This window comes from Psychrobacter sp. M13 (genome assembly GCF_030718935.1).
GTDB classification, from domain to species: domain Bacteria; phylum Pseudomonadota; class Gammaproteobacteria; order Pseudomonadales; family Moraxellaceae; genus Psychrobacter; species Psychrobacter immobilis_G.
The window spans coordinates 2,219,930-2,242,778 of the sequence record NZ_CP132194.1; the positions used below are offsets into that span (position 1 = coordinate 2,219,930).

Sequence of the window (22,849 nt, forward strand, 5' to 3'; positions counted from 1 at the left end):
ACGGTTACAACGAATAGAGCGATTTTAGCATCAGCCCTGAGAACGGATCGAGCAAAGCACTGCTTTGCCCGTTCGCAAGACGAGAGCTGTGCTCGAGTGGGACAGGACTCTTTTTTGCCGCTTCATTGCTAAAAATAGACGCTTAGAATGACTAAACTTACAATTTTTATCTGCGAAGCGCCTAAAAAAATAGTCTCTGTCAGTGCCACGGTCGAATGATCAAACAGACCCTAAATAATTAAAAATCAAAAATACTTCAAAGCTACAAGCGCAAGGGTGCAGTAATGATCAAACTGATCTTATTAGGTTTATTAGCAGGAGCGCTGTTTAGTTCTACCTTTATCCTAAATGAAGCTATGAGTTCGGCTGGTGGTCATTGGTTTTGGTCAGCCAGTTTGCGTTACTTGTTTATGTGGTTGATGCTCACTGTCATTATTACGATGCAACACGGTTTTGGACGTATTAGAGCGCTAACCACTATCTTTTTTGCACACTGGAAGTTTTGGTGTATTACGGGCAGTATCGGTTTTGGTGTGTTCTATACGGGTATTTGCTACGCCGCTGATCATGTCGCAGGCTGGGTGGTTGCGGCAACTTTTATGTTCACTGTGGTTACCAGCTTGCTTGTGCTATTAGCCTTTGGTCAACGCTTTGATAAAAAGTTTATTATCTATGCCTTCTTGGTATTCTTAGGCGTATTACTAGTTAACGTTAGTGAAGGTCTGCACGCTGCTGAGGCCGTAGATATAGCTGCTACGGTATCGATGACAGATATGCTCCTCTTTGGTGCCCTGCCTGCATTGCTGGCTGCTTTTTGCTACCCGATTGGCAATCAGCTGGTTTGGCAAGTGTCCTATAATACGCGTATGCAAAATGCCGAACGCCACAAAGCTCATGAAAACTCTGTTAATCAGGATTTTGGTGATGATCATTTGAATAATTCAAGTATCACGCCTCGTAACAACGCTATTCACGCTGCTATACCAACTCAATCGCCATTACAAAAGCTGATTAGCCGTATTCCTGCTATCGACACCGACCTATTACAAAACGCTTTTAATAAAGTGTGGTTGATGACCCTTGGTAGTTTGCCATTTTGGCTCGTTTTAGGCATTATAGTGCACCCAAAACTACCTGATAGCGCGCAACTATTTAATACCTTGCTGGTAGCATTATTAGCAGGGGTTGGCGCCACCAGTATCTTCTTATATGCTCGCGAACGTGCTGTGACGTCGAGCGAAGTCGCTGGCGTAGACTCGACCCAAGCCAGTGAAGTGATATTTGCGCTGATCGGTGGGATGTTATTGCTGAACAATGCCTTACCATCAGCGATGGGACTACTAGGTATTGCCCTGATTATCATAGGACTAATATTATTTGCTAAAGACGGCTGATTTGCATTAGCTCATTTAGATTGTTAACTATTGATTCAACACCCCTCATCTACGCAAAAAGCTACCAGAAAATCATTATGACCAATAATTTAATTTTTCCTGATATTTTGCTATATTTACTAGATATGATTGGTATTATTGCTTGTGCAGTTGCCGGCACCTTGCTGGCGCAGCATAAAGGTTTTGATATCGCAGGTTGCATCTTAGTGGCTATGGTCAACGCTATTGGTGGCGGCACACTACGCGATATGGCGCTGGATCGTCATCCGCTATTTTGGATGACCGATCTCAATTATGTGTTGGTGATCACCATTAGCTCACTTGTCGTACAAATATTCTTTCATCTTTCTCCTAAAATCGATAATATGCTCAATCTATTCGATGCGATTGGTCTGGCCGCTTTTAGCGTTATTGGCTTTAAGATTGCGCTCAATCAAGACTTATCGCCTGTTATTGCGATTATGATGGGTGTATGGACTGCTATTTTGGGTGGCCTCTTGCGCGATATTATCTGTAATGAGTTACCACTACTGTTGCAACGTGAGATCTATATCTCTGCTAGTATCGCAGGATCAGTGACCTACCTATTATTAGCGCATTACGGTATCAACTCCAGCTTGAACGAATTTATTATGCTTGGCGTCATCTTTGCGGTGCGGATACTTGCACTGCGCTTTGATTGGCATCTTCCCTCCATCCGCTTGGTCAACTGACATCAGCTCAATTGTCCTTGTGGGTTTTCTACGTGAACGCTTATGATCAGTATTATCAGTGTCAATCTTTATGCCTGGCTCAACGCTTGCTGCATCACTTTATTTGGTAAATCTTTTGATATATTATCTGCCCCAATCAGCACCACTTTAACCTCTGCTTCCGCTACTATTGCTCCAGCTGTCGATAAACTTGCTGAAATCCCGCTCGCTCTTACTCCTGAGTTTGTGACTCGCTTTGAGCCCACCTCATTTATGTTTTGGCTTGAGATGTTTGGTATTTTTGCCTGTAGCGTCTCGGGAACTATCTTAGCTAAATTCAAAAAATTCGATGTATTCGGCTGTATATTAGTGGCGATGATTGCCGCTATTAGTGGCCCTACCGCGCGTGATATCATTCTCGATCGCTATCCCCTATTTTGGATGGTGAATATGAATTATCTGTTGATTATCACTATTACTTCGGTGGGCTTTCAGATGTTTTGTAATCCAAAAGCGCGTCACGTCGATGGTTTACTGAAGCTGTTTGACGGATTAGCGCTAGCGATCTTTACCTTAATTGGTATTCAGGTGGCGCAAGAGATGGGCGCGAATATTCCTGTTTGTATTTTGCTTGGGGTACTCAATATTTTGTTTGGTACTGTGATTCGCGATATGCTCTGTAATGAGATTCCGCTGGTATTGCAGCGTGAGATTTATGTCACCGCAGCTATTATCGGCGGTATCGTTTATTTTATTATGGAAGGTATGGTCATCACCTCTTGGGTTACGGAGTCAACAACCATGCTAACCATCTTTGTGATACGTATGCTGGCAGTGCGTTATGATTGGCACTTTCCAGATATTGGCTTGATAAAAAAGCATAATTTATAGCCTTTAGAACGTGCCTAATGTTGTTTAAAAAATGTCGATCAAAAAAAGGGCGCTTTAATGATTCAAAACGCCCTAGTCATTATTCTAATACATCGTTAGCAGTGTGTAGACATAGATTGTCTAAGCATTATCATGCAGTGGTATAGCGTTCAATAATAACAAAATCTCAGAGAGACTGCTCTATGCCGACTATCGCATTAGACCCTATATTGATTACCACCTTTGATCCGCGCTCCTTATTATATTTATTCGATATGATAGGTATTGTGGCTTGTAGTGTTTCAGGTACCATACTAGCTAAGCATAAAAACTTTGATGTTTTTGGTTGTCTGCTAGTGTCTATTGTAACCGCTATTGGCGGTGGTACTGTGCGCGATGTCATCTTAGATCGGCATCCTCTGTTTTGGATGGTGGATATGAGTTACTTGCTGGTTATCACTATAGCCTCTTTGATAACGCAAATATTCTTTCATGCTAATCTAAAACGCGTCGATACGTTTCTCAAGCTCACTGATACGATAGGTCTCTCTGCTTTTACTTTGATAGGTATTAAAGTTGCCGATAGTATGGGTGCTACCGTTCCAGTAGCGCTGCTGCTTGGTGTAATTACCATCATTGTAGGGGGTATCATTCGCGATATGATTTGCAATGAGATTCCGCTAGTGCTGCAACAAGAGATTTATATCAGTGCCGCATTAGCTGGCGGTATTTTATATTTTGCCTTATATAACTTAGGCGTGACTGAATGGGTAACAGATATCTCTACTATGGCGACTATTTTTATCATAAGGATGCTAGCCATTCGTTATGATTGGCAGTTCCCAAAGATTTCATGGAAGTATTAAAAAAGCGCCACTTCTTTAAGAGGTGACGCTTTTTATAACATATTCTACTTAAGCTTATCAGCAGGGTTAGTCAGCAATAACCGCTAAATCCTTCACCATCAGCTGTAAGTTTTGTTTTCCATTCCACTCATTGATATCCAGCTCAAATAATATATGTACTTGCTCGGCTCGATAATCCCAAGCTTTGCTATCGTAATTGAAATAGATAGCATCGATAGGATATTGCACATCAGGATAGTGCAGCGATAATTTCAGATGCTTGTCTTTGAGTACTTTAAAGCTGAGCACTTCGAACACCCCGTCAAATATCGGTGGCGCAAAGCCATGACCCCAAACACTAGCATCCGCTAGACCATCGGCAAACCCTAAGCTAAAGTCCTGCGCTTGCAGTTGCCCATCGGTATATTTTTGCTCAGCAAATACCTCATTATCAAGGGTGCTCATGACCTCATTAAAGGCGCTAACAAAGCCCTCAAAGTTGCTACGCTTTAAGGTCAAGCCTGCTGCCATCGCATGACCGCCAAAGTGACTGATTAAATTTGGATGCTGCTCAGCAACTTGCTCAATAGCATCACGAATATGCACGCCTGCGATAGAACGCGCTGACCCTTTAATTGCATCGTTAGCGCCAGTACGCTCGACATTAGCAGGTGCAAAAACGATACTCGGTCGATAGTGCGACTCTTTTAAACGACCAGCGACAATACCAATAACGCCTTGATGCCAGTTGTCTTGATACAGCACAATACTACGCTTATCACTTGCGCTAGTATCGGGTACCTCTTGGTCAGCTTGTTCAACAATAATGCTATCAAAGTTACCGTTTAACAAATCATCTTGCTCATCATTAGACTGACTATGAACCCTACTGTCAGCAGCTAAAGCGTCAACGATACTATCCGCTTGACTACGCATCTCACCTTCAACCTTACGTCGATCACGATTAAGTAGCTCCAGCTCGTGCGCGAGACGCTGAGCGGTGCCCCAATCATCGGTAAGCAGGCATTCAATACCGACGCGCATATTATCCATGCGCCCTGCGGCATTAATACGTGGCCCTAATACAAAACCAAAATCTTGCGCATGCAATTGCTTGGGATCACGTCCCGCTTGCTCTAGTAGCGCCAATATTCCTATACAGCAACGCCCTTGACGAATAGCAGCTAGGCCGTGATGCACGAGTATGCGATTATTCTTATCGAGTACGCCTACATCCGCAATCGTACCCAGCGCGACTAAGTCCAAATAACGGCTGACTTGTACCGTAGACTTGTCCGCTTCTCGGCGCAGTTTGGCCAAACGGCCTAATACATAAAACGCCACGCCTACCCCAACCAATGCTTTACTACTAAAGGTGCAATCAAGCTGATTGGGGTTTACCACCGCCTCAGCAGGGGGTACAGGTTTAGTCGTTAGATGATGATCGGTGATAATAACGGTGATGCCATCCGCTTGCGCCCGTGCGACACCCTCGGTACTTGAGATACCGTTATCTACCGTGACGATCATCTGCGGCTGATAAGTGTCAATACCCAGCTCAACAATCTCAGGAGTGAGGCCATAGCCGTACTTAAAGCGATCAGGCACTAAGTAATCAACCGTCGCGCCCATAGCGCTCAAGGCACGCATCATCAGCGCGGTGCTGGTCGCCCCATCACAATCGAAGTCGCCTACGATTAAGATCCGCTGACCCTCATCAATAGCGACATCTAATAAGGCTACTGCGGTCTCAACACCATGTAGCTTCTGGGCAGATAGTAGACCTGATAGGCTTGTTTCTAACTCATCAGGTTGCAAGATACCACGCCCAGCATACAGGCGAGCAAGGGTAAATGAGTGAGTAGCAAGGGGTTGTAGCGCGGTGGGCAGCTCGTCGATGCGAGTGCCTGTATATCTAGAGGTTAAATTTAGCATGAAGCTATTCTACTGACTTTGGCAATGCGCCACAATACTAATTTATAGCGACTGTGTTCATTGAATCCTGTTGTAACACGTTTCAAAATAGCAGTCGGTAAAAGACAGCCAGCGATTAATAGCACTTATAAAAAACATAGTTTACAAAAACGGTGCATAGATAGCCAAATCTCCTATATCTTGATACAAAGCTATGATTGCATGATGCCCATAAATCCCTAGAATGAATAATAGTCAATGACCCTATTAAAATAACGTCATTATTAAATCACTTATAAAGGAAAAATTAATGAAGACCACTCCAGCTGCTGAAAAACTACCGAACACTATAGATCCAAGTCTAGATCTTGAACAAGTCAAAAAAGAATGTATCGCTCTAGTCAAAAAACGTGCTAAATACTCTGCTGGTGTTGCCGTTGTACCAGTGCCCTTCTTTGATGTTGCGGTTGATGCAGGCATGTTGACCCAATTACTTCCTGATATTAGTGAGCGCTTCGGATTACTCAAAGATCGTCAAGGCGCTGTAGATTTAGGATCGCGTGAAGTGCATTGGAAAGAGCTAAAAAATCGTACCGTTGATTTTGCAGGCTTAATGGCGACTCGCGGTATCGTTAAAAAGACCGTACAAGGCTTTGGTGGTCGTATCGCTGCCAAGCAAGTAACGAAATTTATTCCACTTGGTGGTCAGCTAGTCGCAGCGACTATGGGTTATATGATCTTTAAAAAGATTGCCACCGATCATGTTGAGGAGTGCTATAAATTAGCCAAAGAGATTCAACAAAGAGATCATGGCAAAAATGTATAAAATTTAGCAATGACTTTAGATAAAAAACCAGCTAGGACTATTTGTCTTAGCTGGTTTTATTTTGGTTACAGCAGAACCTTAAATTGAAAATATTATGACTCAGACACTTATGCATTACTTTTTGCATTTCGGCATGCCTTTGATTATTGCCTATGTGTTTTTCCGTAGTGACTATAAACGTGTGTACCTGATACTGTTAGCGACTATGTTAGTAGATTTGGATCACTTGCTAGCCACTCCTATATTCTCGCCCAATCGCTGTAGCATTAACTTTCATCCATTGCACACCTATTATGCGATGCTAGTCTATGTAGGCTTGCTGTTCTTCAAAAAACCTTATCATATAATAGGTTTGGGACTACTATTGCATATGCTAACTGATTTGAATGACTGTGTAATAACTTATCTTAGCTACCCACAATATTTGATTGACGCGCCTGCTAAAGAGTTAGTACTCTGGCTGGCTGAGCTGTTTAGATATTAATAAATTAGCATTATTCCTGCTGCTTTATAGTCTAGGATATGCATTAGTGAGTTGATATAATCTAAATATCTATGCCACTATACAATAGACAATTTATACCCATAAAATGTATCATAAGCACAAATTTTGCTAGTACATTAAAATGTTTAGTGTTATAAGCTTTAGAGTCAATATCCGATTTCACTGATCCAATTAACAGGAAAGAATTATGAAAAAACTACTCGTTTCAACCGCTATGCTTGCCACACTTGCTCTAACGGGCTGCGCCACTTCTGGAGGAGCCAATACTAACGCTGGCACGGCTATTGGTACGGCTAACGAGATCGGTATGAATGTTTTTAAAGCGGCTATTGATAACCAATGCCGCAGTCAGATTGAAAAGCAAACCGCATGGCGCGTCGCTAGCGTTGCTATGACTGAGGCACAGCAAGAAGCGGTAAAGACTAATGTTTGCGGCTGTGTAAGCGAGCAAGCGCCGCAGCAAGTGACTATCGTGGAGTTAGGTAATGCGGCTATAGACTCAAGCTATCGCACCCAACTAGTCACTCGCGTCGTGGCAAAATCATTACAGACTTGCTATGCCAGTTTTACTAAATAGCTATTAAAATAAAAAGTTAGATAGCAAATAAAACCCCAGTACGCTATTTAAATAACGTACTGGGGTTTTTTATATAAAAGTAGCATTACATCAGAAATAATTATTAAAAAATTTAGTATTTATCGGCGTCTGTAATGACGTTATTGCTACCTAGAGCTGCGGCCATCGGTAATGTTTTATTGATACGGAAGTATTTTGAATGACTACTAATAATGTCATTCACGCTATCGACGATGTCTTCAATAACGTCATCATAAATACCGTGATGCAGCTCAGTATCAAAAGCGGTAAAAGGGTGCTTACGAGCAGCAGCTCTCACATCGGTAATACCTTCTTTGGTATAAAAAATATTGACACTACCATCACTGTTTAGCACACAGCTGAGGTCTCCATTATCGACCGCCATATCTATACGTTCAGGCTTAAAAATATAGTCATCGACATCCAATAATTGTTTTTCTACGCCTTTTTTAAATAACGATGCGACATCCATTATAATTATATCCTTATGGTTTAAAATTCATAATCTGATAAGCTATAGTAGCTCCAATTAATACTTATTTATCGTATAAGAAAGGACATAAATTTTTAAGATGAAATGTGTAAAAGTGCGTTTATGGTTGGTAAGGGATAAATTTTATCTAAGCTAGTAAACCCTTAAAAATAGCTCATTTAAAATTCGACTAAGCATCTCTATATGGACACTTTTGAACTTAAAAATCTCAGTAAAAGTTCCTTATTATTTTAAATTTATAATCTATCTTAAATTTCATGTAATCATTTAATTTGAACAAATGGTAAGAAAATAATTTAGTTTTAGAACATTATTTGTGTATTATTAGATTTAGAATCAAATAACCAAATGAGTGGAAGGAAAATATGTATAAATAATCTATCTTGTTACTTCTCGCATTTTCTACTTTTTCATTCAATGTTAATGCAAATGATGCTTTTATTGAGAAGGCTGCTGTTGAATACTCTAAAAGCTATAATGTTACGATACAGGAGGCAACTTACAGATTAAAAATCATGGCCGATCAAGAAGAAATTATCGGCCTGATAAAAGAAAAGTTTGGAGATGACATTGCAGGAATATATTTCGATAACGAGGGTAATGAATTCAAACTTGTAGTTCGCACCTCTAAGAAAGGACGATTAGAAAAAGATATTCTAGCCTTGTCTAATCAACTTTCAGCAAAATATAAGCTACCTATAGATGTCGTTGCTAATTCTCCTAGAAACTTCAAATCAATTGAAAACATTTTGCAGAATCAAAGTTCAAGATTAATGAGGAGTATCGAAGGTATACAAGGTTTAGGTTATAACCCAAGAAAAGATATAATATCTATTTATGTGTATGAACCTGATGAATCAAAAAAGCAGTCCTGGTTGAACAACCAGCAATTAAGTAAATTATCAGGAATGGAAACAGAGATAGTATTCGATGATGGTCCTGTCAAAACAACAAGTCTTATTGGTGGGGGATTCTTAGAGACATCACCAGTTAGCTCTTCTTATCCGAACAAGCCTATGTGTACAGCTGGCTTTCCAGCTACAAAGAATGGTGTAGCTGGCGTCATCGCAGCTGCCCATTGTGGAACGCTTAATAAGGAACTTGGCACAAAATCACGTTATGTTGGTCGAAATAATGAGATATACCAGCTAACCTTGACAGGATACGATAAAAATCCTGATTCTGGTAAATATCATGATCTTGCATTTTTTGAGACAAATGATAAAACAGTAAAAGCATTGCCATACTATTATCCAGATATCAGTAGCTATACAGAAGAAGCTTATCCCTATAGAAGCGCCCAAGTTGGCACATATTTATGTCATTACGGTCGGACAACGGGGACTTCTTGTGGCAATGTAATAGATGTTGCCTATGCGAATGTTAATAATTCGGCATCTGGTGGCGCCAATAAAGGATGCGCATCATCTTTACCTTGTGGCAGTACTTTTGTTAGGATTGAAAGTAAGGGACTGAATTGTCTAGTAGGAGATAGTGGGGGACCAGTTTATGGCTCTGTGCCATATGGAATAGCAAGTGCATGCGTACTAAGCAATAGCGGCAATGCTGCTCTAATGTACTCACCTCTAAGGTTTGTTCATTATACGGGTGCTCAATTATTAACTACTCCATATTAAGATTTAGTAAAAGGATATTGATCAATGACTAAAACAATATACGTTGTACTGGTGTTATTTGCTTCAACATTATTGACTACAGGCTGCCAAACCACAAGTGTACCTAGTGCTTATAGCGAAGCTGAACTAGGAGCTGGTTTATTTTTTAGCTATCCTCCTCAAGATCCTCAAACACCTATAACAGCTTCTGCAACATCTGCAACATTATTGTATCAAGATGGCTGTCTACTGGCTTATAATGGTACTTATATAATGAACCCGATATTTGAACATGGCACTACAACCTTCGATTTAAATAATCATGAGTTAACTATAGATGGTAAAGCCTTTCAAATTGGAGATATAATAGAGGGCGGTGGCACTGTAGGAAAAATATTAAAGTCTGATGAAGCTTCTTTTTTCGTCACCAAACCCTTAAATAGATGCATACAAGAAAACATCATCTATTTTTTCAGTGTAGATGAATAAACACAGGTTTAGGCACAAGGTGCGCCCCGATTAAAACCCCTAAAGCAGATGCGCTTTCAACTCAAGCACTTTATCACGAGTCTTCGCCGCATCCTCAAACTTCAGATCACGAGAGAATTGCTTCATTAGCTTCTCAAGGCGATTGATCTCTTTTGCCAATAGATCAGGACTACGCAAGATACTGATATCGACGTTAGGCAGATTACTCTTAACGGGAATCGCTTGATTATCATTAGCATCCAGATCTTCACCCGTATCTATCTTATCCGTGACGTTTCGACGCGCGCCTCTTGGCGTAATATTATGCTCAAGGTTAAAGGCAACTTGCTTTTCACGGCGGCGATCAGTTTCCTCAATCGCGCGCTGCATACTGTTAGTAATACGATCAGCATAGAGGATGGCTTTACCATTTAAGTGACGCGCGGCACGACCGATAGTCTGAATAAGGGCGCGCTCTGAGCGTAAGAAGCCTTCTTTATCAGCATCAAATATCGCCACTAGCGACACCTCAGGCATATCCAACCCTTCACGCAGCAAGTTAATGCCGACCAGCACATCATGCACGCCTGTACGCAATTCATGGATAATTTGCATGCGCTCAACGGTATCAATATCCGAATGTAGATAGGCAACTTTGACATCGTATTCTTTAAGATAGCTGGTCAAATCCTCTGACATACGCTTGGTCAAAGTGGTAATCAATACTCGCTCATCTTTGGCACTGCGCTTAGTAATCTCGGATAACACATCATCGACCTGCGTTAGAACTGGACGGATTTCAATCTCAGGGTCAATCAGACCCGTAGGACGTACGAGCTGCTCGACCACTTGCTCGCTATGCTCCAGCTCATAAGCAGCAGGGGTCGCACTGACAAAGATAGTCGTCGGCTTAATACGTTCCCACTCTTCAAACTTCATCGGGCGATTGTCCATCGCACTTGGCAAACGAAAACCGTAATTAACTAAGTTTTCTTTACGAGATCTATCGCCTTTATACATCGCGCCCACTTGCGATACCGTCACATGCGACTCATCGAGGAACAGCAAAGCATCATCTGGAATATAATCAAACAACGTTGGTGGCGCTTCCCCTGCTGGACGACCTGATAGATGCTGTGAGTAGTTTTCAATACCATTGCAATAACCAAGCTGTTGAATCATCTCTAAATCATATTGCGTACGTTCTTTAAGGCGCTGCGCTTCAATCAGTTTATTATTCTCACGGAAATACTCTAAGCGCGGCTCCAGCTCTGCGCGAATCGTTTTGCTCGCAGCATCTAGCTTATTGCGCGGGGTCACATAATGCGACTTGGGATAAATCGTAATGCGCGGCACACCGCGAACCGTCTTGCCCGTTAAGGGATCAAACCAAGAAATCTTCTCGACTTCATTGTCAAATAAATGTACGCGCACCGCTAGCTGCTCAGACTCTGCAGGATAGATATCCAATATCTCACCGCGCAAACGATAAGTACCACGGCCAAAGTCCAGCTCGTTACGGGTATATTGCATCTCAACCAAACGCTTAATCATCGCGGTACGATCGACCATATCACCCACTACGATATGCAGCAGCATTTTTAGATAGCTCTCAGGATCGCCTAGACCATAAATACAAGATACCGAGGCGACGATAATCGCATCGCGACGCTCAAGCAGCGCACGCGTAGCTGATAGACGCATCTGATCGATATGATCGTTAATTGCGCTGTCTTTTTCAATAAACGTATCACTGGCAGCCACATAAGCTTCAGGCTGATAGTAGTCGTAATAACTGACAAAATACTCAACCGCGTTATTCGGAAAGAATGCTTTAAATTCACCATAAAGCTGAGCGGCTAACGTTTTATTATGCGCCATAATAATAGTTGGACGCTGACATTCAGAGATAACCTTTGCCATGGTAAAAGTCTTACCAGAGCCGGTAACTCCCAATAAAAGCTGCTCTTTCATTCCAGCATCAATACCCTTTACGAGCTTTTCTATAGCCTGCGGCTGATCGCCTGCAGGCTCAAAGTCAGTCACCATCTCAAAAGCGCGACTCGATATTTGCGTACCTGACGCATTAACACCAACGATTTCAGCTTCGCCTTGCAGCTGAGTGGCCAACTGATTTAACTGACGCGATGAACGCGGTTCGGGCATACGCATAAGCAGTTTCTTCCTGACGTTTTTAATAGGATAAATATAGTGAAGCTTTTATCATTGAAGCTTATAACAATATGGGGTTAATGGGCGATTTTTAAAGGTCAATATCATCACCAAACGCTTGCAAAAACATGCAATAAATCTACAAAAACTTAGGTATAGTCCAAAGCAAGTAGTTAATAATAATCATTGAAGGAGTGCATTATGAAAGGTCATTGTCTGTGCGGTAATGTGACGATTGAACTAGAAGATATTAATACTTTTGAAGCTTGTCATTGCGGTATGTGCAGGCGTTGGGGCAGCGGTCCATTAATGGCTATACATAGTCATAGCAAACCTGATATTGCAGGTGAGGCGTCTATGACCGTTTACCCTTCATCAGACTGGGCAGAGCGCGCGTTTTGTCATACTTGTGGCACTAACCTTTATTATCATCAGCTTGGCTCTGAGACTTACGTGCTCTCATTAGGCCTATTCCAAGATCAACCTAATTTAAAATTTGAGAGTCAGATATTTATTGATAAAAAGCCAGAGTATTATGAGTTTGCTAATGACACCGAGAATTTAACCCAGCAGCAATTATTTGATAAATTTGCGCAAAAAGGCATTACGACGCCTGAATAATAGTTATGCGCATTATTCTATTAATCTCTTATCTCTATTTACAAAGCTTTTCACGATTAACAAAGCTATTACATGACCACCTAACAAAGACTAATCGTTAGGGTTTACTCATTCACACAAGCTGCTATTATAGGTACTGAAATTGAGTATGACCTATGAAATATAGATACGAAATAGAACAAGATAATTATTCTAAAATTAAATTCTAATAAATAACGGAGCATAATATGAGAGAACGTTACGCAAGTGGAATAGATGATGCAACCGCTGAGAAAATGATCGATTTGTTAAATGCTAATTTAGCTAACGTCATTGATTTAACTCTAGACGGCAAACAGTGCCATTGGAATTTGCAAGGTAGTGGTTTCATCGGTGTACATCAGTTATTAGATGACACAGCTGAGCGTATTCGCGAAGTATCTGATGCTATCGCAGAGCGTATCGTCATTTTAGGCGGTATGCCAAATGGTTTAGCTCGTCGTGTGGCTAAAGATTCTGTTTTGGATGACTATCCAACCAATATCACTGAAGTTGATGATCATGTTCGCGAAATAACCAACCGCTATAAAAAAGTAGCTGTCAAATTACGTGAAGCTATTGATGCGGCAGGTGATGCTGGCGATGAAGATACTGCTGACTTATTCACAGAAGCCAGTCGTATTGTTGATAAAGATGCTTGGTTCATCGGTGCCAACGCGCCAAAGAAATAAGCCAAGTTTAGTAATAACAGCTCAGAGTAAAAAATAAAAAAGTCACCTTAATGGGTGACTTTTTTTATATCTGTTATTTCTTAATCCATTTGTTAAGCTTAAATAATTGATTAAAACCTATTAATCATTATAGCATTATTATTTTTCACTCATTAGATCTTCAATATCTGCTTGCATACGCGGTATGATGCTCTGCATTTTTTCTATGCTCGCTTGCATCATAATAGGCATAACTTGTGAAGTAATTTTCTTCATATAGTCTGCCATCATAGCCGGCTGTTTATCAATAATACTCTGGCCTATTTCACTGCTATAAAAAGTGACTTGCGCATCAACTTCTTGCTGATTAAAGTGTTGTTTTGCAGACTCTACATAAAGGTCGATAATTTGCTGGTTATAGCTTTGCACATTCATGCTACTAGATATCTCTTTGCTATATTTGCTTATAATAGCATCGTACTGTTGTTGCTCGTTTTTATTTAGCTCTTTGTTTGGTAATGCCGCTAGCATACCTTGCATGACTTGTTCAGTCATCGCGCTACTGCTAGTCATATCATTCATCATCTCGAGTGTCTTTGTTACTTTGATGAGTTGCATTAATGAGCTGTCAGTCGGTACAGCAGCTTGTGCAGATAAGGTTGGCACCGCTATCATTGCGCTTATACTCAAAGACATAGCAAACATAGTGTTTTTCAGTAGAGATTTCATATTTTCGCCTAACTTATAGTTCCAAAAGATTTATTAATTACTAATTTTTATCTATCAGCTTTAAATACAAAAAATAAAAAAATCACTCCTGTATCTTATAATATATCTTTAATAATTTGCTTCATTTGTGGTATCAACTCATTCAACTGCTCTTTAGTCTTTTTCAAATCCATATCTTTAGGTAGCGACTGCTGCAAAAACGCAGCAGTGACTTGCGGCTGCTTATCCAAAATACTTTGCCCTATCGGTGTATCATAAAATGCAATCTGTGCATCGACCTCTGCCTGAGTATAGTACGTTTTTGCCGCGCTAATGTAAGCCTGAGTCATTGTCTCAACGTCAGTTGCCTCATCAACGCCCCCTGTAATTATTTCTCCATACTGTCCTAAAATTTGTTGGATTTTGGTCTGTAGCTCACGTTGACGCTTATTTAACTTATCACCTGCGCTCTGCTTGTTAGCATTATTGGTTTGAGCAGTAATCACGTCAATAGCGGCTTGCTGACCGTTGATAATAGCGGTTATTTGCTCATCGATATGCAGCACTTGCATCAGCTTGATGATAGATGTCTCTGATGGCAATTGACTGTTAATAAATTGCGTATGGTAAACTTGACTTTGTGAGCTAGTATTTTGCAATGCGCTACTAAAGTTCTGATTTGGCTCGCTAATGACTAATTCAGCATGGGCTTGAGTTAGAGCTAGTGTCATTGCAATCGATATGACAGCGACTGATGATGTAGTTTTAAAATGAAAATTCATATCCTACTCGCATTATTATAAGGTTGATATCTTAGCTAATTAAATAAAACCATCGATCAATGCTTTAACACTATAATTTTGACATTATCAAAGCTATGTTTTTTCTTATTATCAGGACTAGGATTATCAGAGCTTTGTCGAGCTTGACTCTACGAGCGCTATTAGACTGATGTGGTAGGTTTAGTATGCAAGTGCGGATTAGCGACGGATGGCTTTAGAGTCGTACTTGACTCAATAAAATAGGCAAAAATAACTTAGCCTAAAATAATGCATTCAAAACACTAGTAACATTCCAGTTAATCAATAATTATCGAGTGAGCGTTTGCAATCATAAAAGACTTAGATGCTGTCTTTGTCAGTATTTTTTTCGTGGTCATTGACCAATTCACCAACCATAGTCGATATCTCACAGCTAGTACGAGCTGATCCTTCCATATGCATCTTTTTACGATCTAGAGCAGCATCAAAACGGCATTGCTGCATAGGGTTCTTTATTTCAAGTGGCGGAATAGGTGTTGGCTTGCCATTATCGTCGATTGCGACCATCGTAAAATAACAGCTATTGGTATGGCGAATGGTCCGTGCGCGTACATCTTCTGACTCAACACGAATACCCACCTCCATCGAGGTTCTGCCGACATAATTGACACTAGCGGCAAAGGTCACCAGCTCACCCACATAGATAGGCTCGCGGAACATGACTTGATCGACTGATAATGTGACGACATAACTACCGCTATAACGACTAGCGCAAGCATATGCGACCTGATCGAGCATTTTGAGTAAATCACCACCATGGACATTACCAATGAAGTTAGCCATATCAGGCGTCATTAGTACTGACATATAGAGTTCATGATTGAGTGGCGCTTTTTTGGCACTGGTTGAAGTGTTAGCTTGTGACATAATGTTCCTTACCTGTTTTAGCTATATTTTGACTATGCTTAGCCAAATTATAGCTCTAGACCTAGAGTAGCTTGTTTTGAGTATTATTTATACAGTAGGACGCCATATTGCGCAAATGAAACTGCCATAAAAAACGGCTTAACCTAAGTTAAACCGCTCTTATTTATAGCTAAAACACTTAAGCTGAAGTAGGCTTCTGCAACCAGCGGAAACGGTATGCTAACCAAGCCGTGCCAGCACTAACTGTACCTGTTAAGATGCCACCCCAAGTAAAGTCTACCAAAGCAGTATCAAGGGTAAAGCCTTTATATAACGCCAAATTAGTAAAGTCGTAAGTACCATAGGCCATTAGGCCTAGTAAACCGCCCAATAGAAAAATATGCCCGATTGAAGCCTGTGCTTTTATCTGTGGATAGAGAACGATAATACATAGCGCTAAGATATAAAACATATAGAACACGGCAGCAGCCATCATGTTAGGTTCATCCGCTAAAAGATGACCTATACGCTCTTCATAAAAAGCCCCTTTCATCGTCGACAGCCAGACGAAGTCGACGCCTAAAAACATAGCAACGGCAACAAGATAAACAAACGTATAGCCCATAACAATATCCTTTTATAATGACTAAACACAGGTTCCAACTATCTCTGTGCCTAGACTGTCTTATTAATGTTTTAACTGTACTTCAATACGACGAATTTATGCTTAGTAATCGTTATGGCTTTAGGTGACTTAATTGTAAAGCCGTTTAGCCATTGACTCTAAGCATGTCATCCTTAGCCAAATGCAGCAGCACTGCTAGGTGCACTACGCTTGTTAATGACATTATCAATAGGCTTATCTGATATATCAGCAGCTGGCAAATCTGAAAAATGTAGGGTGTCTATATTATCTGGCTTAACTGCTGTGACCTGAACTACACCGATGGTACGCTCCAAAAACCCACCTTCACAATAGCAAAAGTAAAACTCCCATAGGCGGATAAAGGCATCATCATAGCCAAGCGCTTGAATCTCTATACGCTGCGCCATAAAGGCCTCGCGCCAATCGCGTAAGGTATAAGCATAATCAAAGCCATAATCATGCAATTGCTTGATGACCATATCGGTCTGCTCAGTGAACTGAGTATTCAGCTCTTGATTAGATAGCAGGCAACCACCAGGGAAAATGTGGGTCTGAATAAAGTCAACAGAGCCTAGATACTCTTGATAATTTTGATCATTAAAGGTAATAGCTTGTAGTACCATTAGTCCTGTAGGCTTCAGCAGATCATTACATTTGGCAAAGAACGTCGGCAGATACTCATGACCGACCGCCTCAATCATCTCAATGCTCACCAGCTTGTCATAATGTCCCGTCAGCTCACGATAATCTTGCTTGAGTAAAGTGATTTTATCTTCTAGCCCTGCAGCATTAACCCGTCGCTGTGCCTCTTGATACTGAGCATCTGAGATAGTAGTCGTAGTTACTTGACAGCCGTAATGCTGAGCCGCATAAATCGCAAAACCGCCCCAGCCTGTACCTATTTCGATCACATGATCGTCCGCTGTCAGTTGCAGGCGCTGACATATTAGCCCCAACTTATGCTGCTGGGCATCCCTAAGCGCAGTCTCTGGCGTTAAATAGACGGCAGATGAATACATCATAGTGGCGTCTAAAAACCGCTCGTACATCGCATTGCCCAAATCGTAATGCGCCAAGATATTAGATTTTGCATTGGTCTGATCATTATTGCGCAGTTGATGCTTGGCCTTCTCGAACGCTTTGCTAACCCCTGCAAAACGGTTCTCAAGTTTATTAAGCACGGCAAGGTTACGCGCGGCCATACGGATAAGCCCCGTCAAGTCATCCGTATCCCACTCGCCATTGATATAGCTATCAGCAAGGGCAATTGAACCGCCAAACAACAGCTGACGATAGACACTGATATCATGAATAGTTAAGGTGACTTGCAGCGAATGTCGACCTACTGCTGAGCTGCCCTTATTATAGCTATCAACAGGATTTCCACTATCAATACCAGCTTTATTACCAAAGGTCTGTGTATTAGGCATCGCTTCATCGAAATCTTCAATGAGTGTTAAGCGGCCAAATTGCAGATGCTTTAGTGCTTGAAATATCGCTTTTCGAGCCAAGTGATTAATACTAAGGCTGACAGGGGCTAATACAGCACTACTATTAATAGTTTTACTCAAGCGAGCATTCAACTTGGCAAGTTTCGAGCTAGGCTTACGATCGGTTGGACGTGCTGGCATATGACTATGATCCTGTCTAAGTCTTAATAGGCTAAAAGCATGAGTGGCACAACTATTGTATGTCAAAGATGACATGAAAAATTAATGATAAAACAAAGTAATCAATAAAATTATAATAGATAAAAATAAGTGGCAATTTCTATAAATTATTAAAATATGTCTCATTTCTATGAGCTTGAGTTACGGGTTTATTATTCTGAACGAACTAAAAACGAGTCAAAAGCATACCTGATAACTGTTTAATTTTTATTATTAGAAATGTAAAGACTGTAAGTACTACTAACAAATAACATCTATCGTTATACTTTACTAAAAAGCATATTTAAGATTTTTGATTTTGTTTACTATCTACCAGCTTTTCATCATAACCCACGTAGGGTACTTTTTTGATAGCGTAAAGATTAAAAGCATGCCAATAAATACGCGTTAATGAGGTTAGGTTCATGAGTGGGTTTGCTCTTAAGCTTTGACGTATCGTGTTGGCAGTCATCGGCACACCTGTCATCTTGATGCCAGTTTTGAGCACTTCACCGCGCGCATCACTAATATCGATAGCAATGCGTACATTCAGGCAATCTTGCAGTAAACTATCTTGCTGCCGATTCACCTTAACCTGCCAGCGATATAACTGATCGACAGGATTAAAAGGTGACACATGAAAGTTTTTATCGTAACAAAACTCGCTATTTGCACCATCTAACAAAAAACCATAATAATGGCGCTTATCCCAAGGGGTATTCGACACCTCAGCCAATAGATGACTGGGATTCTGCTCATTATCAAAGCCTAAATAAAAGTTTACGGGGCTAAAATACATTCCTGCGTTACGACAAACCAGCATCCCTATTATATCGCCCGTTGGTGCACTGTCTGTTTGCGTAATAAATGCCTCATTTAAGCGCCCTAGTAACTGCTCGTTGGCTAACGGTAATGAGCTAGATTTGAATGATTTAGCTTTAGACTTACTACTATTGCTACTTTTGTCACCATTCTCCTTATGCTTACTATCGTCTTTGTCAGGTGCTTGCAAATAATCACTAGCGCAAAACTGTTGCACAGCCTTATGCTGCGCTGAAAATAAAGGCAGCTTTTGTAATAACTTATGGTTCAACGTACAGCTATTTAACAATTTAGACTTGAAGGATTTTTTAGGTTTTACTGACCCCTCTATCGATAAAGCGACCTCTGGCAACGCTTGTCCAGCAGCTAGAGCCGTAATATTGACACCCCAATAACGATACGGATAAGCAAACTTGTGCACGCTAGGCAACAAACGACTGTGCCATGTCGTCCCGTGAAACAGTTGATGAGGCACAGCTTCTAAACTATTTAGTGAGTTATTAGGTGACTGGTCAAGCAAGGCGATATCAGATGAATCAGCAGGCATAAAGATCTCTTATAACAATTTATAAAAACTAAATTAGGCGTAGGGTGCATTCTATGCACCGACGATTGGTGATAGCGGCATTATCGGTGCGATGGAGTACACCCTACAAAATCTATTTTAAAGATTAATGAAAACTTCAAAGTAGTAGCCGTTTTATTGTGCAGACTTCCTTAAGCTAAATCTTGATAACAGCCCTTGCTTTTTTTGCGCAATATATTTATCGGCAGTAGGCTGTAAGACTTTCACATAGTCATTTAGCTCTTGATTGGTGCTAGCCGTTATAACTTGGCGCTTATCGAGTTTACGATTGGATCTGTCCGCTTTTACGGGTAGATCACGATAGCGAAATGGCGTATGAGCACTATCAGCATCAGGCAGATGGCTGACGTCTACTTCATCTTCGATAGTGACTGTGCTTCCTAGTGCCTGACAAACCCGCAGCCCGCTACGCACACCGTCTTCATGAAAGCCATTAAACCAATACGCACCACAAAAATGCGTGTGCAAGCTACCGCCTGATATTTGTGACCATTGCTTTTGCGCAGCGATCATTGGCTTATCAAAGACAGGATGACTATAATCAATACGCTTAATCACTTGAGCCTCATCAATATCAGTATTTAAGGTAACCAAATAATTATGCTGTTTGGTCAAACGCTGTAAGATATTCATATGATAAGTGAGCATGGGTTTTGCAATTTTATCTTTGTCTGTTTGCTCTTGCCCTGTGTTGTCTTTATTTGCTTGCTCGTCTATCAAGTAGTTCCAACTGGCCCATGCTAATGACTTCTTAGGCAATATGCTGGTATCAGTGTGTAATACTGCCGTATTAGGTGTAAAACGAAAATGGCTCAATACTTCTGACTCTGTACTGCTGGCATCTTTTAACAAGCGTAGCGCAGTATCCGCATGACAAGCGAAGATAACTTCATCGAATTCTAATTGCTGTGCTTCGCTATCAGTGCTTATATTGACAATTACTTTATCGTTTTGACGGATAATCGACTGTACAGGTGTATTAATCCGTACTGTGCCACCCGCTTTGATAAAGCGTGGGATCAACTTATTGACGTACTGTTTAGAGCCGCCTTTTATAGTAAACCACTGCGGACGGTTGACCACATCCAATAAGCCATGATTATCAAAGAACTGGGCGAAGAATACTAACGGAAAGTCCTGCACCTCCTCCAAGCTCGTTGACCAAATAGCCGAGACCATAGGCAACAGGTAGTTATCGGTAAATAGCTTACCGTAGCGCTTACTATCTAAATAACCGCCTAGCGTCTGCTCTGTATACTGGCTGATGTCCTGCCCTGCTGCACGCGCTGCATCAAAGTCTTTACGCAGTTGTTGTATGTGCTTATTGAACTGCAAGATATCTTTTAAAAAGCGCCAGAATTTAGGATTCATTACATTTTTACGCTGCGATAACAGAGTATTAATCGTATGACCGTTATATTCAAAATTTCGCGCGGTGTTCTTTACTGAAAAACTCATATCCGTTGCTTGAAACGGTACTTGTAGCTCATGTAGCAGACGAAAGAAGTTAGGATAAGTGCGCTCATTAAAGACAATAAAACCCGTGTCGATGGCGCTATTCTCTACAAACTTAGCTTTTGACTTTTTGCCCTGTTGCAAGGTGACATCGATCGTATTGACATGACCACCGATATAATCGTTAGCCTCAAACATCGTCACCTCATGCAGCTTAGCGAGATAATGCGCGCAAGTTAGTCCTGACACCCCTGAACCAACGATAGCAACACGTTTGCGAGCTACCGTATCACTGGTACGATGCAAATTGGCATCAGCGCTAGCCGTCGCTATATTATCAGGCTGGTTTGAATCATTGGACTTAGCAGATTTAGCTGCTGATTTACGACGGATAAATGCCATTAAAGCTTTCCTTTATTATTCTAAGAATGATTTTGTAATTTAGAATTGCGATTTTAAACTTATACCATTTTCAAAAAGCAACGTAACAGTGATGCGGCAAACTTGTGCAAGTACTACATTTAGTAGACTTAGCAAGTTCAAGAAGGTTAATCGTACTTTTTGAGTTTGATGTTATTTTTTATTCAGCTTTTGGCTCACCTGCTGCCAGACCATATCAGGCAGCGTGCCTAACGTTTTTAGCGGCAGGGTAAGCTTTTTGGGAAATTCAATGACTTCATCACCATTTTCAATCCCATGACGTATAGCACGACTGGCCTGTTCAGGGGTCTGCAAAAACGGCATTGGGAAATCATTTTGCTTAGTCATCGGCGTCTCAACGAACCCTGGCACAACTAAGCTGACCGCGACATCATGCGGTGCTAAACTGATCTGCAAGGTTTTCATTAGATAATGAATCGCCGCCTTTGAGCTACCATAAGCCTCAGCACGCGCAAACGGCACATAGGCTGAGGCCGAACCGATACCGACTAGGCGACCTTTTGAGGCAATCAGCTTCGGTAATACGCCTTCAATGGCATGTGATAATGTACCCATATTTATTGACATAACCTTCATAAATACTTCGCTATCGAAGTTTGGCATATCCAAATACTCACAAGCACCCGCACCGCATATCGCCAAATCAATATGCTCAATCTTGGCAAAAGCCTCAATCACTTTGTCACGATCCATCAGGTCCAAATCAATCGGTGTTGCACCTAACGCTTTTAGCTCTTTTAACGCTTCATCGTCACGACCGACCGCATAAATATGATGATCTGCAGATAAATAATCTTGGGCGAGCTGCTTACCAATGCCCGAGGTCGCGCCAGTGATGACAATGTGCAGCTTTTTATTGAAATCAGCTTTATTTGAATTAGTCATACTAAATATCCTTAAATTATAATTTAAAGTTTGTTTTGATATAATTTATCATAACCAACTATTCTCATTTTAAGGTGACGATATTGTACTAACTTCGCAAGCGAATCGTAGCTATACTGTGGCGATAAAAGTCATATTTTAGATTGAGTCTTAAAATGTCCTAAGCAAAACTGACTTTATTAATATAGAGGGACAGGCTAAATTATAGTTATTTCCTATGTATAGCGGCTTAAGACAGCGCAATATCTACATGCTACAATATGGCGACCTAAAACTATAAAATGCTT

22 protein-coding genes are annotated in these 22,849 nt (G+C 40.9%); 11 read left to right on the forward strand and 11 right to left on the reverse strand.

Annotated features, from left to right (window positions below):
* The first annotated feature begins 284 nt into the window (after positions 1-284).
* The 4 genes from Q9G97_RS09285 (at position 285) to Q9G97_RS09300 (ending at position 3,822) form a co-directional block, all read left to right on the forward strand.
* Complete coding sequence (locus Q9G97_RS09285; RefSeq protein ID WP_305898577.1) at positions 285-1,394, forward strand: multidrug resistance efflux transporter family protein; 1,110 nt, start codon at positions 285-287, stop codon at positions 1,392-1,394.
* A 77-nt stretch (positions 1,395-1,471) separates the two neighbouring features.
* Complete coding sequence (locus tag Q9G97_RS09290; RefSeq protein WP_201569701.1) at positions 1,472-2,107, forward strand: trimeric intracellular cation channel family protein; 636 nt, start codon at positions 1,472-1,474, stop codon at positions 2,105-2,107.
* A 42-nt stretch (positions 2,108-2,149) separates the two neighbouring features.
* Positions 2,150-2,977: a trimeric intracellular cation channel family protein gene (locus tag Q9G97_RS09295; protein ID WP_305898578.1), complete on the forward strand. Its 828-nt coding sequence runs from the start codon at positions 2,150-2,152 to the stop codon at positions 2,975-2,977.
* Positions 2,978-3,159: 182 nt separating this feature from the next.
* Positions 3,160-3,822: a trimeric intracellular cation channel family protein gene (locus Q9G97_RS09300; protein ID WP_201569702.1), complete on the forward strand. Its 663-nt coding sequence runs from the start codon at positions 3,160-3,162 to the stop codon at positions 3,820-3,822.
* A gap of 66 nt (positions 3,823-3,888) precedes the next feature.
* Here Q9G97_RS09300 and recJ read toward each other — a convergent pair whose 3' ends face one another.
* Positions 3,889-5,736, reverse strand: a complete 1,848-nt coding sequence (recJ, locus tag Q9G97_RS09305; protein ID WP_305898579.1) for a single-stranded-DNA-specific exonuclease RecJ — start codon at positions 5,734-5,736, stop codon at positions 3,889-3,891.
* A gap of 289 nt (positions 5,737-6,025) precedes the next feature.
* Between recJ and Q9G97_RS09310 the strand changes: the two genes are divergently transcribed.
* The 3 genes from Q9G97_RS09310 (at position 6,026) to Q9G97_RS09320 (ending at position 7,623) form a co-directional block, all read left to right on the forward strand.
* On the forward strand, positions 6,026-6,541 hold the full coding sequence (locus Q9G97_RS09310) for a hypothetical protein (RefSeq protein WP_305898580.1): 516 nt from the start codon (positions 6,026-6,028) through the stop codon (positions 6,539-6,541).
* A gap of 94 nt (positions 6,542-6,635) precedes the next feature.
* Complete coding sequence (locus Q9G97_RS09315; RefSeq protein WP_305898581.1) at positions 6,636-7,025, forward strand: DUF6122 family protein; 390 nt, start codon at positions 6,636-6,638, stop codon at positions 7,023-7,025.
* 208 nt (positions 7,026-7,233) lie between these two features.
* Positions 7,234-7,623 (forward strand): hypothetical protein, encoded by a 390-nt coding sequence (locus tag Q9G97_RS09320; protein ID WP_305898582.1) that lies wholly within the window; start codon positions 7,234-7,236, stop codon positions 7,621-7,623.
* A gap of 112 nt (positions 7,624-7,735) precedes the next feature.
* Here the strand turns inward: Q9G97_RS09320 and Q9G97_RS09325 are convergent, their stop codons facing one another.
* Entirely contained in the window at positions 7,736-8,116 is a 381-nt protein-coding gene (locus Q9G97_RS09325; protein ID WP_371747870.1) for a hypothetical protein, read from the reverse strand.
* Positions 8,117-8,652: 536 nt separating this feature from the next.
* Here Q9G97_RS09325 and Q9G97_RS09330 point away from each other — a divergent pair.
* Together Q9G97_RS09330 and Q9G97_RS09335 are read left to right on the forward strand one after the other, a co-directional pair.
* Positions 8,653-9,774 (forward strand): hypothetical protein, encoded by a 1,122-nt coding sequence (locus Q9G97_RS09330; protein ID WP_305898583.1) that lies wholly within the window; start codon positions 8,653-8,655, stop codon positions 9,772-9,774.
* 24 nt (positions 9,775-9,798) lie between these two features.
* Entirely contained in the window at positions 9,799-10,242 is a 444-nt protein-coding gene (locus tag Q9G97_RS09335; protein ID WP_305898584.1) for a hypothetical protein, read from the forward strand.
* Between the two features lie 39 nt (positions 10,243-10,281).
* Here Q9G97_RS09335 and uvrB read toward each other — a convergent pair whose 3' ends face one another.
* Positions 10,282-12,393 (reverse strand): excinuclease ABC subunit UvrB, encoded by a 2,112-nt coding sequence (gene uvrB, locus Q9G97_RS09340; RefSeq protein ID WP_305898585.1) that lies wholly within the window; start codon positions 12,391-12,393, stop codon positions 10,282-10,284.
* A gap of 201 nt (positions 12,394-12,594) precedes the next feature.
* On the opposite strand from uvrB, the gene Q9G97_RS09345 reads away from it, so the two are divergent.
* Positions 12,595-13,014, forward strand: coding sequence for a GFA family protein (locus Q9G97_RS09345; RefSeq protein ID WP_305898586.1), 420 nt, complete (start codon positions 12,595-12,597; stop codon positions 13,012-13,014).
* Between the two features lie 227 nt (positions 13,015-13,241).
* On the forward strand, positions 13,242-13,724 hold the full coding sequence (gene dps / locus Q9G97_RS09350) for a DNA starvation/stationary phase protection protein Dps (RefSeq protein ID WP_305898587.1): 483 nt from the start codon (positions 13,242-13,244) through the stop codon (positions 13,722-13,724).
* A gap of 138 nt (positions 13,725-13,862) precedes the next feature.
* Here dps and Q9G97_RS09355 read toward each other — a convergent pair whose 3' ends face one another.
* The 8 genes from Q9G97_RS09355 to Q9G97_RS09390 all read right to left on the reverse strand — a co-directional run bounded on the left by Q9G97_RS09355 (position 13,863) and on the right by Q9G97_RS09390 (position 22,562).
* Positions 13,863-14,432 (reverse strand): DUF2059 domain-containing protein, encoded by a 570-nt coding sequence (locus Q9G97_RS09355; RefSeq protein ID WP_305898588.1) that lies wholly within the window; start codon positions 14,430-14,432, stop codon positions 13,863-13,865.
* A gap of 95 nt (positions 14,433-14,527) precedes the next feature.
* Positions 14,528-15,193: a DUF2059 domain-containing protein gene (locus Q9G97_RS09360; RefSeq protein ID WP_305898589.1), complete on the reverse strand. Its 666-nt coding sequence runs from the start codon at positions 15,191-15,193 to the stop codon at positions 14,528-14,530.
* A gap of 339 nt (positions 15,194-15,532) precedes the next feature.
* Positions 15,533-16,099, reverse strand: coding sequence for an acyl-CoA thioesterase (locus tag Q9G97_RS09365; protein WP_201569714.1), 567 nt, complete (start codon positions 16,097-16,099; stop codon positions 15,533-15,535).
* Between the two features lie 178 nt (positions 16,100-16,277).
* Entirely contained in the window at positions 16,278-16,703 is a 426-nt protein-coding gene (locus tag Q9G97_RS09370) for a DUF2177 family protein (RefSeq protein ID WP_305898590.1), read from the reverse strand.
* 173 nt (positions 16,704-16,876) lie between these two features.
* Positions 16,877-18,355, reverse strand: coding sequence for a cyclopropane-fatty-acyl-phospholipid synthase family protein (locus Q9G97_RS09375; RefSeq protein ID WP_305898591.1), 1,479 nt, complete (start codon positions 18,353-18,355; stop codon positions 16,877-16,879).
* Between the two features lie 322 nt (positions 18,356-18,677).
* On the reverse strand, positions 18,678-19,742 hold the full coding sequence (locus Q9G97_RS09380; protein ID WP_305898592.1) for a DUF1365 domain-containing protein: 1,065 nt from the start codon (positions 19,740-19,742) through the stop codon (positions 18,678-18,680).
* 153 nt (positions 19,743-19,895) lie between these two features.
* Positions 19,896-21,638: an NAD(P)/FAD-dependent oxidoreductase gene (locus Q9G97_RS09385; RefSeq protein WP_305898593.1), complete on the reverse strand. Its 1,743-nt coding sequence runs from the start codon at positions 21,636-21,638 to the stop codon at positions 19,896-19,898.
* 171 nt (positions 21,639-21,809) lie between these two features.
* Entirely contained in the window at positions 21,810-22,562 is a 753-nt protein-coding gene (locus Q9G97_RS09390; RefSeq protein ID WP_305898594.1) for an SDR family NAD(P)-dependent oxidoreductase, read from the reverse strand.
* Positions 22,563-22,849: the final 287 nt, after the last annotated feature.